Origin of the sequence: Herbaspirillum sp. UBA812, assembly GCF_002296545.1 — a bacterium.
Taxonomy (GTDB): Bacteria; Pseudomonadota; Gammaproteobacteria; order Burkholderiales; family Burkholderiaceae_D; genus Herbaspirillum; species Herbaspirillum huttiense.
Genome location: NZ_DBIC01000184.1, coordinates 895 through 13,989, shown reverse-complemented (window position 1 = coordinate 13,989; position 13,095 = coordinate 895). Strand labels below are relative to the sequence as shown.

Below are 13,095 nucleotides of genomic sequence, written 5' to 3'. Positions count from 1 at the left end.
TGCGACGCTCTGCATCTACCTGCCGCGCCACTTGGGCGAAGCCGGGGAAGAGGACCTGCCGTTGCCGGACGACGGCTCTGCGGCGGCAGCGCCTGGCAGCAAGACCATTCTGGTGGTCGATGACGAACCGCTGGTGCGCATGGTGACGGTGGAGGTCCTGAGCGATCTGGGCTACAGCGTGCTGGAGGCGGAAGATGGTCCCTCGGCCTTGCGCGTCTTGGCCGCTTATCCCGAGCTGGATTTGCTGGTCACCGACGTCGGGCTTCCCAATGGCATGAACGGCCGCCAGCTGGCCGATGCCATCCGCGCACCGCGGCCCGAATTGCCGGTGCTGTTCGTGACCGGCTATGCCGAGAATGCGGTGCTCAATCATGGTCATCTTGAACGCGGGATGCAGGTCTTGACCAAGCCGTTTGCGGCCGATGTACTGGCGCGCAGGGTCAGGGAGCTGGTGGGGCAGGAGAGTTCGGATCGCAGCGGGTGATACGGCGGCGGGGCTGCCTCCGGCGGCCGGGGTCGGGTGCCCGAGTGGTTCGTCGTGTTTTCCGATCCCGACGTGCTTGCTCCGCCACCACCGCTGAGGACGGCCCATCCCTCGCGCAGGTGGTCGGGGAATTGCGGCAAGTGTTGATTGGAGCTGGGCGGCCTCATGACACTAATTCGCCTTGCCGCTGCACTCTGCGACATCCCATCTGCATTTCGTCGCATCCCGCTATCATCCTGCCAGCAGCCTCAGCAGAATCGCTCCACCGATTCGCTGAAAGCCTGCCATGTCCCTCACACCTCTCATCGCACTCCACTTGAGCGTGGCACTCGCTGCGGTCGTCATTGGACCCTTCGCCTTCTGGGCCCGGCTCGGCCGCACGGTGCGGCCACGATGGCACCGCGCCCTGGGCTATGCCTGGTTCAGCTGCATGGCCGTTACCGTGCTTTCGGCGCTCTTCATCCGTTCGCATGACCTGCCCAACATCGCGGGCTATACGCCGCTGCATCTGCTGGTGCCAACTACGGCCTTCCTGCTCTACCGCGGACTCTCGGCGGTGATGCGTGGTGATATCGCGCTGCATCGGCGCACCATGCAGCGAGTCTACATCGGTGCTTGCCTGGTGGCGGGGGCCTTCACCTTGCTGCCGTCACGCTATCTCGGCCAGCTGATTTGGGGGCAATGGCTGGGTTGGCTCTGATCGCTAGATGGCAGCACCGAAGAAAGACCCGATCGCCGCCGTACACCCCATCGCCAGCGAGCTCCACAAACTCACCCGCAAGGCTCCCTTCCACAAGTTGGCACCACCGGTTTTGGCTGCGACCGCACCCAGTACCGCCAGCGACAGCAGGGCGGCGATCACGATGGCCGGCAACAGGCTGGCGGCCGGTGCCAGCAGCACCACCGCCAGCGGCAAGGCTGCGCCGACGGCAAAGCTCAGGGCCGAGACGATCGCTGCCTGGACCGGCCGCGCTGCCGTAGTTTCGGAAATGCCGAGCTCATCGCGCGCATGCGCATCGAGGGCATCGTGGGCCATCAATTGGGTGGCGACCTGATGCGCGGTCTCCTGATTCAGTCCCCGGCGCATGTAGATGCCCATCAATTCGCGATGTTCGCCTTCCGGATCCGTGGCCAGTTCTTCGCGCTCCTGGCTCAGGGCGGCGTGTTCACTGTCCGCCTGTGAGTGCACGGAGACATATTCGCCGGTCGCCATCGACATGGCGCCCGCGACCAGGCCGGCGACGCCGGTCAGCAGCACGTTCTCATGCGTGGCATTGGCCGCCACCACGCCCACCAGCAGGCTGGCAGTGGAGACGATGCCGTCGTTGGCACCCAGGACGGCCGCGCGCAGCCAGGAGATGGCGTCGACCTTGTGATGTTCGAGATGGAATTTGGCCATGGCACTTCTGTTCATATACAGGGTTGCGGAATGGCGCAGATTCTAGGGCTGTGCTGCGGCAAAGGCCACGACAATTAGCGAAAATGAGGGCAATTCGTATTTGATGGCGAACTGATGGCGCAGCTTGACCGCCGTTTGTCCCACGAGGATGACAGGCTTTCGGACGGCCATTTCCAGGCAGGCGCTGATGCCGTTGCCCGACTCCGCTTGCTAGGGTGAACGCTTGCGGATGAGTCTTCATTCTGAATTTTGAGCGATCCGTCCGCAGACCCCATTACATCCATGCATCAAGGGAGATCTCATCATGGCTGATCGCAAGCCCAAAGCCGCCATCGCCATCGTGGCCGGCATCCTCATCCTGGCACTGATCGGCGGCCTCGCGCTGCTGGGCCTGTTCCAGTCCTCCGGACACAGCTGACCCTGCTCACACCGCGTTGAGCGGGATCTTCAGATAACGCACACCATTGCCTTCCGCTGGCGGCATCTGGCCGGCGCGCATGTTGACCTGTACCGAAGGCAGCAGCAGCACCGGCATGTCCAGCGTGGCATCACGCGCACTGCGCATGGCCACGAATGCCTCTTCACTGATCCCTTCGCGAACGTGAATGTTGTGCTGGCGTTCTTCAGCCACGGTGGTCTGGAAGCGCAGTTCGCGGCCCCCCGGCTGGTAATCGTGGCACATGAAGAGGCGTGTCTGCGGCGGCAGCGACAGCACCGCATGGATTGAACGGAACAGCTGCCGCGCGTCTCCGCCCGGAAAGTCACAACGCGCCGTCCCATAGTCGGGCATGAACAGCGTGTCGCCGACGAAGGCGGCGCTGTGTCCGTCTTCTTCCACTACATAGGTGACACAAGCCGGAGTATGCCCAGGCGTGTGCATCACGCGCGCCTGCAGCTGGCCGATCCGGAAGGTTTCGCCATCGGTGAAGAGGTGATCGAACTGGCTGCCGTCGTGCTCGAATTCGGTGCCGGCGTTGAAGAGCTTGCCAAAGACCTGCTGCACCTGGCGAATGTGCTCGCCGATGGCGATGCGGCCACCCAGCTTCTGCTTCAGGTAGGGCGCGGCGGAGAGATGGTCGGCATGTGCATGCGTTTCCAGAATCCATTGCACCGTGGCACCGAGTGCCTGCACACGGGCGATCAGATGATCGGCGCTGCGGGTGGAGGTGCGGCCGGACTTGGGGTCGTAATCCAGCACGCTGTCCACCAGCGCACAGTGCAAGGTGGCGCGGTCCAGCACGAGGTAGCTGACAGTGCTGGTGATGGTGTCGAAATGACCTTCGATATGCAGATTGTCCATGGGTGATCCTGGTGTTTTTTCTTCACATTCAAACGGGCAGATTACGGCAAGAGGCCCCCTGTATGGACACCCTGCGTGCAGCAACATTCATTTCGCCCAAAACCGCTCGCTCCAGCGGAACAGCAGCATGCCGGCCAGCATGGCCAGCACGAAGGCCAGGCCCTTGCCCGATGCCATGCCTAGCAAGACCAATGCCGGTCCCGGACAGATGCCGGCGATGCCCCAGCCGACACCGAAGAGCAGGCTGCCCAGCACCAGCCGGCGGTCGATGGTGCGCGCCGTGGGCAATTGCATCGGTTCGCCCAGCAGTGTGCGCTGACGCTTGCGTGCCAGCGTAAAGGCCGGCAGCCCGATGGCGATGGCCCCGCCCATCACCAGAGCCAGCGACGGATCCCACTGGCCAGCCAGATCCAGAAAGCCCAATACCTTGGCCGGATCGGCCATGCCCGAGACGATCAGGCCGAGGCCAAACAGCAAGCCGGCGGCCAGCGCGGCGAGGTTGCGCAGGAGCCTCATGGCTGCACTCCTTGCAGCCCCAGCACGTGGCGCAACAGATAGACACTCAGGAATCCGGCCGCCATGAAGCACGCCGTCGCCACCGCCGAGCGTGGCGACAGGCGCGACAAGCCGCAGACGCCGTGACCACTGGTGCAACCGGCACCGTAACGGGTCCCCACGCCGACCAGCAGGCCTGCGAATACGATGGCCGCATAGCCGGCATCGATGCGCGGCGCGGGCAGGGCGCTTGCCAGTGACACCAGCAGCGGCGCGAGAAGCAAGCCGAGAACGAAGAGGGCGCGCCAGGCGCGATCCGATGCCGAGGGCGGCAGCAGCCCGGCGACGATGCCGCTGATGCCGGCAATGCGACCATTGCAGAGCACCAGCACGCTGGCGGCCGCTCCGATCAGCAGGCCACCAGCCAGCGAGGCGACGGGGGTGAAGGCATTCCAGGCAATGTCCATGCTCATTCCTTGGGGCAATAAAGTTGGTACATCAGTGCCAGCATCTCAAGCAGCTTGGGATCGGCGACACGGTAGTACACCCGCTTGCCCTCGCGCCGCGTACTGACCACCCCTTCGTTGCGCAGCACGCCAAGTTGCTGGGACAGTGTGGGCTGGCGGATATCGAGTGTTTCCTCCAGCTCGCTGACGCACATTTCAGCCTGCGATAGCTGGCACATCAGCAACAGCCGGTCTTCATTGGCGAGTACCTTCAACGCGGCCACCGCCTGGCCGGCGGCGCGGCGCATCTGGTCGGCTTGTAGCGAGCTGGGGCTGGTCATGGCGAACACTATTCAATTTAATAATATATTAATTCATATAATAAATGCGCGGCATGAAGATGGCAAGGCTTTCTGAACCGGAAGCGAAGCAAGATGAGGGTGTGAAACGATGGGTGATTCGCTGAAGCAGCTGTGGCAAGCGCGCTGCGCTGCTCAGTGGGAGGCGTGCAGCAGGTCGATCAGGTGGCGGCTGGCCTGTTTGGCGGCCGCCATCGCCTCTTCAGCGAACGCAAACGGGGCATCTTCGCCACAGAATTGCAGTTCGCCATTGATGTAGAGATCCCAGGTCCAGCCGGTGCCGGCGTCGCCCGGACACTTGAGCTCTATCCTGACCAGCTCGTCGCGATACCTGAAAAGTGCCTTCCTCATCGTGCCCGCCGGGTTTCTTGTCGTGAAGCAGCAAGCTCGACAACGCTTGCCCCCTGAGTTGCCCAAGTGTACGCCATTACCACGTTGGCAATATTGGCATTAGCGTACATATATTTGCGCAAATCTTCTTGCATTCTACCAAGGAGTAGCATTTATTTCTGACCGGTAACCAGCGTGCGGCTGAAACAATCTTCCTCGAAGATCAAGAGGGGACGGGACCGCCCGCCAGCAGCCGGTCCAGCAGTTCATCGTAGTGATGATGCGGCGTGGTGATGGCATAGAAGCTTTCCACCAGCTCGCTGGTCTGGCCGGCCACGACCAGGGCACCATTGCGCAGTTCGTCCTGCACCACCACTTCCGGCAGTACGGTGAGCCAGCCGCTGTCGCGGGCGATCAGGCGCAGCATGGCCATGTCGTCCACCTCGGCACGCATGCGCGGGCGCACGTCATTGGAGATGCACAGCGCGTCGAATTGCATGCGCAGGGCGTGACGCGGGCCGGGCAGGGCCATGTCGACGCCTTCCAGGTCTTGCGGAATGCGCAGGCTGCGTGCCTCCCAGCGGTGCGCCGGACCCACCACCGAGACCGCCTGGCTGCCCAGGAAGCGGCAGTGCAGGGGCCGATCCGGGTCGGAGGGCACGGTCTCATTGGCCAGCACCACATCAAGCTGATGCTGCATCAGCCGCTCCAGCAGCCCTTCCAGCAAGCCCGACTCCAGCGTCAGGGAGACCGAGGGGTCAGAGAGCATGGGACGGATCCAGTTTTCCTGATAGTTACGCGACAGTGTGGCCACGCTGCCCACCCGCAGGCGCGTCACCCCGGCCGAGCGGCCTTCCAGCCGGCCCAGCAGCTCCTGGCTCAGACCAAAGATATTGTCGGCATAGGTGAACACCAATTGCCCGGTGTCGGTCAACGTCAGGCGGCGGCCTTCACGGATGAAGAGATCTTCTTCCAGCTGCTTTTCAAGCTGGCGGATCTGCGCGGACACGGCGGATTGCGAGGTGTGCAGCTCTTCCGCCGCCCTTGTCAGATGGCCGAGCTTGGCCACCCGCCAGAAATAACGCAAATGATGAAAGTTAAGCTGTTCTAAGCGCATCGTTCGTTTTTATGAATGAATATGTTCTGATAAATGTAATTTACAGAACGATCGATGGCAAGCATCATGATGCCATTCCAATGCATGAGGTTCTTGTCATGACGACCATCCCCCTGATTTCCTGCAGCGCCTGGGCACCGCCCGCGCTGACGATGGCCGCCGCCCTGGCGCTGTGTCTGTCCCGGCTGGCACCGCCGCGCGTCTGGACGCTGTTCCAGTCGCTCTCCCTGTTGGCTTTGCTGCTGACCTTGTTCAACCTGGTGATGGCACGCGACAGCGCCCCCTGGCCGGGCGTGCTGCATCCGTCCACGCTGGGCCTGGTGCTGGCCCTGCTGGTACAGGGACTGGGCACCGTCATCGGCAGTTTTTCGGCACGCTACCTGCAGGGTGAAGCCGGCCAGCGCCAGTATGCCGCGGCGCTCGCGCTGGTACTGACTGCCGTCCACCTGCTGTTGCTGGCTGATCACTGGGTGGTGCTGATCGCCGCCTGGGCCGTCGTGGGCCTGGCCCTGCAACGCCTGCTGTGCTTCTATCCGGAACGTCCCTTTGCCCGTCTGGCTTCGTACAAGAAAAGCATCGCCGACCGCATCGCCGACTGCCTGCTGATCGCGGCGGCCGCACTGGCCTGGACGACCGTGGGCAGCGGCTCCTTCTCGGACCTGTGGGCCTACCTGAGCCAGCACGGCATGAGCACCAGCCTGCAGGTCGGCGCACTGTGCCTGACGCTGGCGGTGATCCTGCGCACTGCGCTGCTACCAGTACATGGCTGGCTGATTCAGGTGATGGAAGCGCCGACCCCGGTCTCGGCGCTGCTGCATGCCGGCGTGGTGAATCTGGGCGGCTTCGTGCTGGTGCGGTTTGCTCCTTTGCTGGAGCAGGCCGTCGCGGCGCGCGCCGTGCTGCTCATCGTCAGCGCCGGTACCGTGCTGCTGGCCGGGCTGGTGATGCTGACCCGCATCAGCATCAAGGTCAAACTGGCCTGGTCGACCGTGGCGCAGATGGGCTTCATGCTGCTGGAGTGCGCCGCCGGACTGTACCTGTTCGCCGCGCTGCACCTGATCGGCCACTCGCTGTACAAGGCACACGCCTTCCTGTCGGCCTCCTCGGTGGTGCGGGAGACCCGCCTGTCGGCCTTGCACAGCCCGGCGCTGCCGTCGGCCTGGAGCGTAATCCTCGCCCCGATGGTCAGCATCGCCCTGGTGCTGGGCCTGCACAGCCTGATCTCGCATGCGGCCTGGCCATGGTGGTGGAGCGGCATCCTCGGGCTGGCCTGGGCACCGCTGCTGTGGCGCTCCACGGCCAAGGGCAGTGGCGGCCTGCGCGGCTGGCTGCTGGGCCTGCTGGGTGCGGCCGGCCTGACCCTCGCGGCCCTGGTGGCCCACCTGCTGCCGCTGCACGTCAACGATTACCCGCGTGCCGTGTTCGGCGTGACGGCCTTGCTGGCGATGCTGGCCCTGTATGTCTGCATGGGCTTGCTGCAACTGGCACCGCAGTCCATGGCCGCCTGGCGACGCCGCAGCTACGCCGGCTTCTACCTCGATGAAGCCTATACCCGCTTGGCGCTGCAGTTGTGGCCCTCGAACTGGGCTCCCAGTGCCCGCCGGGCCGCTGCCGAACAACAAGTGAACAATCTCGCCGCCGATGGCCGTAGCCAGGGCTGAGCCCGCCTCACCGGAGAAACAGCATGAACGTATTAGCCCAAGATAGCCAAGGACCAGCCGCCGCGCCGATCGCTGCGTGGAGCGCCGAGCTGGAGCAGCAATTGCAGCAAGCCTGCCGGGACGCCTGCGGTGCCATCGCCCCGGCCTGGCCACTGGATCGTGCCATCGCCGTCAATCCGCACTGGTCGCGGGTCGGCATGCCGCTGCGCCAGGTGGCTGCGCGCATGGCTCTGCTGGGCGGCATCCAGGTCTTTCCGCCCAAGGAACAGCTGCAGCAGGCCTGGGACCAGGGCCGGGTGACCGAAGCAGATCTGGAATACGCCTTGGCACACTCGATCGAGGCCCAGGAACGCGGTTTCGACGTTGCCCACTGCCTGTCGGTACTGGCCGCCACCGGCCCGGCGCCAAGGCTGCCGCTGCTGATCGACGTGCTGGACAACGATCCCCAGCGCCACACCCGGCTCTCCTGGCGGCAGGCCATCACGCACCAGGTCAGCCAGACCTGTGCCGCCTACTTCGACCAGCACCAGGCCGACTGGCAGCCTGAACGCGGCATGGGCCTGTATGCCTTCTGGCGCGAGACGCTGGAACACGACCACGGTATCGGCCTGCTGATGGGCCTGCCGCACATCGCCGATGGCGTCCGGGCGCTGCCGGCCTGCGCGCGCGAGGCCGAACGCTGGGTGATGCGGCGCATGGACCTGCCGCCCGAGGTCTGGGCCGACTATCTTGAATCGGTCCTGCTGACCGTCAATGGCTGGGCCTCGTGGTGTGCCTATCTGGGCTGGGAGGCCAAACTCGCAGGCGGCAGTGATGAACACCTGCGTGAATTGCTGGCCATCCGCATGGCCTGGGGTGCCTTGCTGCTGGAGTGCAAGGACGACGAAGCCGCCAGCCACGCCTTCCACACGGTGCAGCAGGCCTGGGCGCGCTCGCAGGAGCGTCTGGAACAAGTCCGTCAGGACCTGCTGGTCGATGAACTCTGGCAGGTCGCGCTGGAGGCCGGCTACCAGCGCAAGCTGGCGGCAGCCTTGCTGCAACAGTCGGCCAATGCAGCGCCGCAGGTCGAGGTGCAGGCCGCATTCTGCATCGATGTGCGCAGCGAACCGCTGCGGCGGGCGCTGGAAGCGGTCCATCCCGGCATGCAGACGATGGGCTTCGCGGGTTTCTTCGGCCTGCCGGTGGCCTACACGCCGCTGGCCACCGAGGCCAGCCGTCCGCAGTTACCGGGCTTGCTGGCACCGGCCTATCAGGTGCAGGACGTGGTGGCACCTGCTGCAGCGGCCACCGGTGATGGCGTACTGGCCGGTGCCGTGGCACGGGCGCGGCGCAAGTCGCTGGCCCTCAAGGAACAGTGGCAGGGCAATACGCGCTGGCCGGGGTCGGCGTTTTCCTTCGTCGAGGTGGCGGGCGTGACGGCGCTGGGCGGCCTCTGGAAATGGCTGCAGCCGGGCCAGGCCGAACGTGCGCGCGATGACCTGGCCGGGCTGCCGACGCGTTATCGCGAAGTGTGCCGGCCGCAGCTGGTCGGCGTCGCGCTGGAAGACAAGGTGGCACTGGCCGCCCGCGTGCTGCACGCCATGGGCCTGGATCGCCAGGTGGCCCCGCTGGTACTGCTGGCCGGGCATGGCAGCCAGTCCGCCAACAACGCGCATGCGGCAGCGCTGGACTGTGGCGCCTGCTGCGGCCAGACCGGCGAAGTCAACGCGCGCACGCTGGCCCAGCTGCTCAACGAACAGGAGGTGCGCCGCGGCCTGCTGGACCGGCAGATCTTCATCCCCGAAGACAGCCACTTCCTGGCCGTCCTGCACAACACCACGACCGACGAAATCGAAGCCTTCGATCTCGACCTGATGCCGGCAGCGGCCCGCGCGCGCTGGCAAGCCCTGCAGCCGGTGCTGGCCGAAGCCGGTGACCGCGTGCGCCGCGAGCGTGCGCTGCGACTGGGGATGGAGCCGGCCCAGGCCGCGCCGGCCTTGCTGAAGCAACTGCGCCGCCGCGCCAACGACGGTGCCGAGACGCGTCCAGAATGGGGCCTGACCGGCAATGCCGCCTTCCTGATCGCCCCGCGTTCACGCAGCCGTGGACTGGACCTGGGTGGCCGCTGCTTCCTGCACGACTACGAGGCCAGCGAGGATCGGGACGGTAGCGTGCTGGAACTGCTGATGACCGCGCCCATGCTGGTGACGCACTGGATCAACTGGCAATATCACGCCTCCACCAGCGATCCGCAGCGCCTGGGCAGCGGCAACAAGCTCCTGCACAACGTGGTCGGGGGCACCATCGGTGTGTTCGAAGGCAATGGCGGCGATCTGCGCATCGGCCTGTCGCGCCAGTCGCTGCATGATGGCCAGCAGTGGGTGCATGAACCGCTGCGCCTGACCGTCGTGATCGATGCGCCGGCCGAGGCCATCGATGCCGTGGTCGCCCGCCACGCCATCGTGCGTCAGCTGCTGGAACATGGCTGGCTGCACCTGTGGCGTTTCGGAGAGGCAGGCCTGGAGCAGTGGCGGCGCGAGGGATGGAAGTCAATCGGCTTGTGAAACTTCTGGTATCGTTGGCAAGATGCAGTAGCATAGATGCCGTTTTGCAACTAATGATTTACCGGAGAAAGCATGATCCCCCTCATTCCAGACTCCAATGCCAGCCCGGGAGAGGACGCCGCGCGTCGCTCCTGCGAGGGCTGCTCGGACGACGGTAAGCTGGACATCGAGTTTGAATATGCCTATCAGCCCATCGTGCGCCTGTCCACTCGCGCGGTGTACGCCTATGAAGCATTGGTGCGCGGGCCGCAGGGCGAGCCCGCGTACACGGTGCTGGAGCAGGTCAACGACAGCAACCGCTATCGTTTCGACCAGGCTTGCCGTACCAAGGCGGTAGAGGGCGCGGCGCGGCTGGGCATGACCCAGTTCCTGTCGATCAATTTCCTGCCCAATGCGGTGTATCGCCCGGAGGTCTGCATCCAGAGCACCTTCAAGGCCGCGCGCAAGTATGACTTCCCGATCGAACGCATCATCTTCGAGGTGACCGAAGGGGAACGGGTGGACTTCCGCCCGCACCTGGTGAACATCTTCCGGGAATACAGCCGTTTCGGTTTTCGTACCGCCATCGATGACTTCGGCGCCGGCTATGCGGGCCTGAACCTGCTGGCTGAATACCAGCCCGATCTGATCAAGATCGACATGGACCTGGTCCGCAACATCGACACCGACAAGCCGCGCCAGGCCATCGTGGCCGGCATCGCCGCCATCTGCAAGGAACTGGATATCGAGATCCTGGCCGAGGGCGTGGAGACACGTGCGGAACGCGATCACCTGGCGGCGCTGGGGATCGACTTGATGCAGGGGTACTGGTTTGCCAAGCCAGCTTTCCAGACTTTGGCCATCGTGCCGACCCAGGCCTGGGACTGATCAGGTCGGAAAGAAGCAGCAAACAAGAAAGTAAAGCGGCATCCGGAGATGCCGTTTTTTTTGCGTCCTGCCAGCCCTTATTCGGGGAAGCGCACCAGCCGCTTGGCCTCCTTCGGTGCCTGGTATTGCGCCGCGTTCATCTGCATGGCCAGCAGCGTGTAATAGGCATTGATGCCGGTCAGATCGACCACGCCCTTCTTGCCGAAACGCTTTTCGGCGCGGGCGAAGGTCGGATCGGAGACGCGCTTGTTGCGATGCAGTTCGAGCGAGAAGTCATAGACGATCTGCTCGTCCTCGCTCAGGCCCTCGGGACGGCGGCCGTCGGCGATGGCCGCCGCCACTTCCGGCTTGATGCCGGCTTTGATGGCGATGGGATAGTGTACGTACCACTCGTAATCCTGGGTCCATTCACGGGCCGTGATCAGAATCACCAGTTCGCTCAGGGTATTGCCGATGGCCGAGTTGTAGCGCAGGTAGTCGCCCATCGAGCGTGCCTGCGTCATCACTTGCGGGCTGTGCATCAGCGGTTCGAAGGGGCCGAACACCGGCACCTTGCGGGCGGCCAGGAATTCATCGGCGGCTTTTTTCTGTTCCGGCGTGTATTGATCGGGCGGGATCACCGGCAGGCGATCCGCAGCCTGGGCCACGGCGGCCGAGAGCAAGGTTGAGGCAAGGGCAATGCGCAGGAATCGTTTCATGAAGGTCTCTGTCTCTGGATGTTGGTCTGGTTATGGTGCCGACGCTGGCCTTGGCGGGCCACCGGGATGGCGGCTCTAGGATAGGGGAGCTTCAGCGGATTGTGTTGCTGAGTCTTCACTTTCGCCTGAGCCCATGTGAATGTCATGCAACATCGGCACGTCCTTGCCGATTTCGCTCCCGTCCGGAGGTGCTGCTGCGCGGCGTCATGGTGCCAGGACCCGTGCGCGGCTACAATCTCTGCCCACTGAACAAGCAACGAGACCTTACCGATGAAAACCTACGCCGTGCTCCCGTGGCTGGCCGTGATGCTGGCGCTTGGCGGTTGCGCCACCGAGGCCTATCGCGCCACCGAGAGCCAGTGCGCCCCGGCCGCCTATGCCCAGTACCCGATCATCCAGCAGACGCGGATGGAAATGCGCACCCGCACCATCCAGGTGCCGACCGGGCAGACGCGCTGCAGCTCGGTGGTCAACGGCAACCGGACCGATACGGTCTGTCAGGACATCCTGCGTACCGAGTATCAGCAATATCCCGTCTACGTGACGGTCGACATCAATGAATATGGGCGCAACCAGGTGATCGCCGCTTGCGCTCGTGCGCAATGCGTCAGAACGCACGGCAATCCCGACTGCGAGTAGTCCGGCCAGACGGGATCGCGGTGGTTTATGGTTCGGCCTGATCGGGCGTGCCGAGAGCCGCAGTCTGCTGCGGCAGCAGACGCTCCAGCATGGCGCGGTGGTAGGGATCCTGGGATTCCACATAGCGTGCCGCCGAATGAATGTTTTTCCATCCCACGTATTCCATCAGGGCGCGCATCTCCCAGCCATTGGCGCTGGCCCAGCTGGCAAAGCCGCGCCGCAGCGAGTGCGAGCTGTAGAGATGTGCATCATCAATCCCTGCCGATTTCAGGATCCGTCGCAGCAAGGGGATGATGCTGGCCGCATTGACCGCTTCTTCGCTGATGCGGCCCCAGCGATCGATGCCGCGTAGTACCGGTCCGCTGCTCAGGCCGCTCACCGCCAGCCAGTCGAGATAAGCCGCCACCGGGCACAACCGTGACAGCGCCGGCGTCTTGTAGGTGCTGCCTTTGAGGCTGCGGTCGGTCTTGGTGCGAGGCAGGTGGATGCGCATGCCTTCGCCTGCCACCGCCTCGATGCGTTCGATATCCAGCCGCGCCAGTTCGTCGCTGCGAAATCCCCGCCAGAATCCGATCAGCAACAATGCCTTGTCGCGCGTATGCCGCAGCAGGTCGGCAAAGCGCGCCTGCTGGCGTGCCAGTTCCCGTTCGCGCTCCAGATGGGCGATGGTCTGCTCCAGCGCGGCCAGCTGCAGCGGTTTGGCGCGTTTTTCCTGGGCAGGATGCAGTTCCAGGATGCCGCGCAGCATCTTGCGCAC

Annotated in this window: 15 protein-coding genes; 6 read left to right on the top strand and 9 right to left on the bottom strand. The window is 64.4% G+C overall.

The window, feature by feature from the left end:
• Together B3873_RS12260 and B3873_RS12255 are read left to right on the top strand one after the other, a co-directional pair.
• Nucleotides 1–484 (top strand): response regulator (locus B3873_RS12260; protein WP_286866357.1); only part of this gene is annotated, 484 nt, incomplete at its 5' end.
• Nucleotides 485–770: 286 nt separating this feature from the next.
• Nucleotides 771–1,184, top strand: coding sequence for a DUF2306 domain-containing protein (locus B3873_RS12255; RefSeq protein WP_286866356.1), 414 nt, complete (start codon nt 771–773; stop codon nt 1,182–1,184).
• A gap of 3 nt (nt 1,185–1,187) precedes the next feature.
• On the opposite strand, the gene B3873_RS12250 is transcribed toward B3873_RS12255, so the two are convergent.
• From B3873_RS12250 to B3873_RS12220, 7 genes are all read right to left on the bottom strand, one after another.
• On the bottom strand, nt 1,188–1,883 hold the full coding sequence (locus B3873_RS12250; RefSeq protein WP_286866354.1) for a VIT1/CCC1 transporter family protein: 696 nt from the start codon (nt 1,881–1,883) through the stop codon (nt 1,188–1,190).
• Nucleotides 1,884–2,307: 424 nt separating this feature from the next.
• Nucleotides 2,308–3,183, bottom strand: coding sequence for an MBL fold metallo-hydrolase (locus B3873_RS12245; RefSeq protein WP_286866353.1), 876 nt, complete (start codon nt 3,181–3,183; stop codon nt 2,308–2,310).
• Nucleotides 3,184–3,270: 87 nt separating this feature from the next.
• On the bottom strand, nt 3,271–3,699 hold the full coding sequence (locus tag B3873_RS12240; RefSeq protein WP_276841777.1) for a YeeE/YedE family protein: 429 nt from the start codon (nt 3,697–3,699) through the stop codon (nt 3,271–3,273).
• Nucleotides 3,696–4,145, bottom strand: coding sequence for a YeeE/YedE family protein (locus tag B3873_RS12235; protein WP_286866349.1), 450 nt, complete (start codon nt 4,143–4,145; stop codon nt 3,696–3,698). The genes B3873_RS12240 and B3873_RS12235 overlap by 4 nt, the downstream gene beginning before the upstream one ends.
• Before the next feature lie 2 nt (nt 4,146–4,147).
• Complete coding sequence (locus B3873_RS12230) at nt 4,148–4,465, bottom strand: ArsR/SmtB family transcription factor (protein ID WP_286866348.1); 318 nt, start codon at nt 4,463–4,465, stop codon at nt 4,148–4,150.
• A gap of 153 nt (nt 4,466–4,618) precedes the next feature.
• On the bottom strand, nt 4,619–4,834 hold the full coding sequence (locus B3873_RS12225; protein ID WP_034329223.1) for a hypothetical protein: 216 nt from the start codon (nt 4,832–4,834) through the stop codon (nt 4,619–4,621).
• Between the two features lie 202 nt (nt 4,835–5,036).
• Nucleotides 5,037–5,930 carry a LysR family transcriptional regulator gene (locus B3873_RS12220; RefSeq protein ID WP_209532789.1) on the bottom strand — a complete coding sequence of 298 codons (894 nt, stop codon included), beginning with the start codon at nt 5,928–5,930 and terminating at the stop codon, nt 5,037–5,039.
• A gap of 98 nt (nt 5,931–6,028) precedes the next feature.
• Here B3873_RS12220 and B3873_RS12215 point away from each other — a divergent pair, with 98 nt between their 5' ends.
• The 3 genes from B3873_RS12215 (at nt 6,029) to B3873_RS12205 (ending at nt 11,001) form a co-directional block, all read left to right on the top strand.
• Nucleotides 6,029–7,591, top strand: a complete 1,563-nt coding sequence (locus B3873_RS12215; RefSeq protein WP_286866345.1) for an NADH-quinone oxidoreductase subunit L — start codon at nt 6,029–6,031, stop codon at nt 7,589–7,591.
• Between the two features lie 23 nt (nt 7,592–7,614).
• Nucleotides 7,615–10,134: a YbcC family protein gene (locus B3873_RS12210; RefSeq protein WP_286866343.1), complete on the top strand. Its 2,520-nt coding sequence runs from the start codon at nt 7,615–7,617 to the stop codon at nt 10,132–10,134.
• 72 nt (nt 10,135–10,206) lie between these two features.
• Nucleotides 10,207–11,001, top strand: a complete 795-nt coding sequence (locus B3873_RS12205; protein ID WP_286866340.1) for an EAL domain-containing protein — start codon at nt 10,207–10,209, stop codon at nt 10,999–11,001.
• 77 nt (nt 11,002–11,078) lie between these two features.
• Here B3873_RS12205 and B3873_RS12200 read toward each other — a convergent pair whose 3' ends face one another.
• Entirely contained in the window at nt 11,079–11,699 is a 621-nt protein-coding gene (locus B3873_RS12200; RefSeq protein ID WP_209568968.1) for a carboxymuconolactone decarboxylase family protein, read from the bottom strand.
• 270 nt (nt 11,700–11,969) lie between these two features.
• Here B3873_RS12200 and B3873_RS12195 point away from each other — a divergent pair, with 270 nt between their 5' ends.
• Entirely contained in the window at nt 11,970–12,338 is a 369-nt protein-coding gene (locus B3873_RS12195) for a hypothetical protein (protein ID WP_039788085.1), read from the top strand.
• A gap of 25 nt (nt 12,339–12,363) precedes the next feature.
• On the opposite strand, the gene B3873_RS12190 is transcribed toward B3873_RS12195, so the two are convergent.
• A partial coding sequence (locus tag B3873_RS12190; protein WP_286866338.1) for a site-specific integrase occupies nt 12,364–13,095 on the bottom strand: 732 nt, incomplete at its 5' end.

What these genes read in the sequence shown, in the direction of transcription:
- B3873_RS12255 (WP_286866356.1), top strand. Translation starts at nt 771, where the DNA reads ATGTCCCTCACACCTCTCATCGCACTCCACTTGAGCGTGGCACTCGCT.
- B3873_RS12250 (WP_286866354.1), bottom strand. Translation starts at nt 1,883, where the DNA reads ATGGCCAAATTCCATCTCGAACATCACAAGGTCGACGCCATCTCCTGG.
- B3873_RS12245 (WP_286866353.1), bottom strand. Translation starts at nt 3,183, where the DNA reads ATGGACAATCTGCATATCGAAGGTCATTTCGACACCATCACCAGCACT.
- B3873_RS12240 (WP_276841777.1), bottom strand. Translation starts at nt 3,699, where the DNA reads ATGAGGCTCCTGCGCAACCTCGCCGCGCTGGCCGCCGGCTTGCTGTTT.
- B3873_RS12235 (WP_286866349.1), bottom strand. Translation starts at nt 4,145, where the DNA reads ATGGACATTGCCTGGAATGCCTTCACCCCCGTCGCCTCGCTGGCTGGT.
- B3873_RS12230 (WP_286866348.1), bottom strand. Translation starts at nt 4,465, where the DNA reads ATGACCAGCCCCAGCTCGCTACAAGCCGACCAGATGCGCCGCGCCGCC.
- B3873_RS12225 (WP_034329223.1), bottom strand. Translation starts at nt 4,834, where the DNA reads ATGAGGAAGGCACTTTTCAGGTATCGCGACGAGCTGGTCAGGATAGAG.
- B3873_RS12220 (WP_209532789.1), bottom strand. Translation starts at nt 5,930, where the DNA reads ATGCGCTTAGAACAGCTTAACTTTCATCATTTGCGTTATTTCTGGCGG.
- B3873_RS12215 (WP_286866345.1), top strand. Translation starts at nt 6,029, where the DNA reads ATGACGACCATCCCCCTGATTTCCTGCAGCGCCTGGGCACCGCCCGCG.
- B3873_RS12210 (WP_286866343.1), top strand. Translation starts at nt 7,615, where the DNA reads ATGAACGTATTAGCCCAAGATAGCCAAGGACCAGCCGCCGCGCCGATC.
- B3873_RS12205 (WP_286866340.1), top strand. Translation starts at nt 10,207, where the DNA reads ATGATCCCCCTCATTCCAGACTCCAATGCCAGCCCGGGAGAGGACGCC.
- B3873_RS12200 (WP_209568968.1), bottom strand. Translation starts at nt 11,699, where the DNA reads ATGAAACGATTCCTGCGCATTGCCCTTGCCTCAACCTTGCTCTCGGCC.
- B3873_RS12195 (WP_039788085.1), top strand. Translation starts at nt 11,970, where the DNA reads ATGAAAACCTACGCCGTGCTCCCGTGGCTGGCCGTGATGCTGGCGCTT.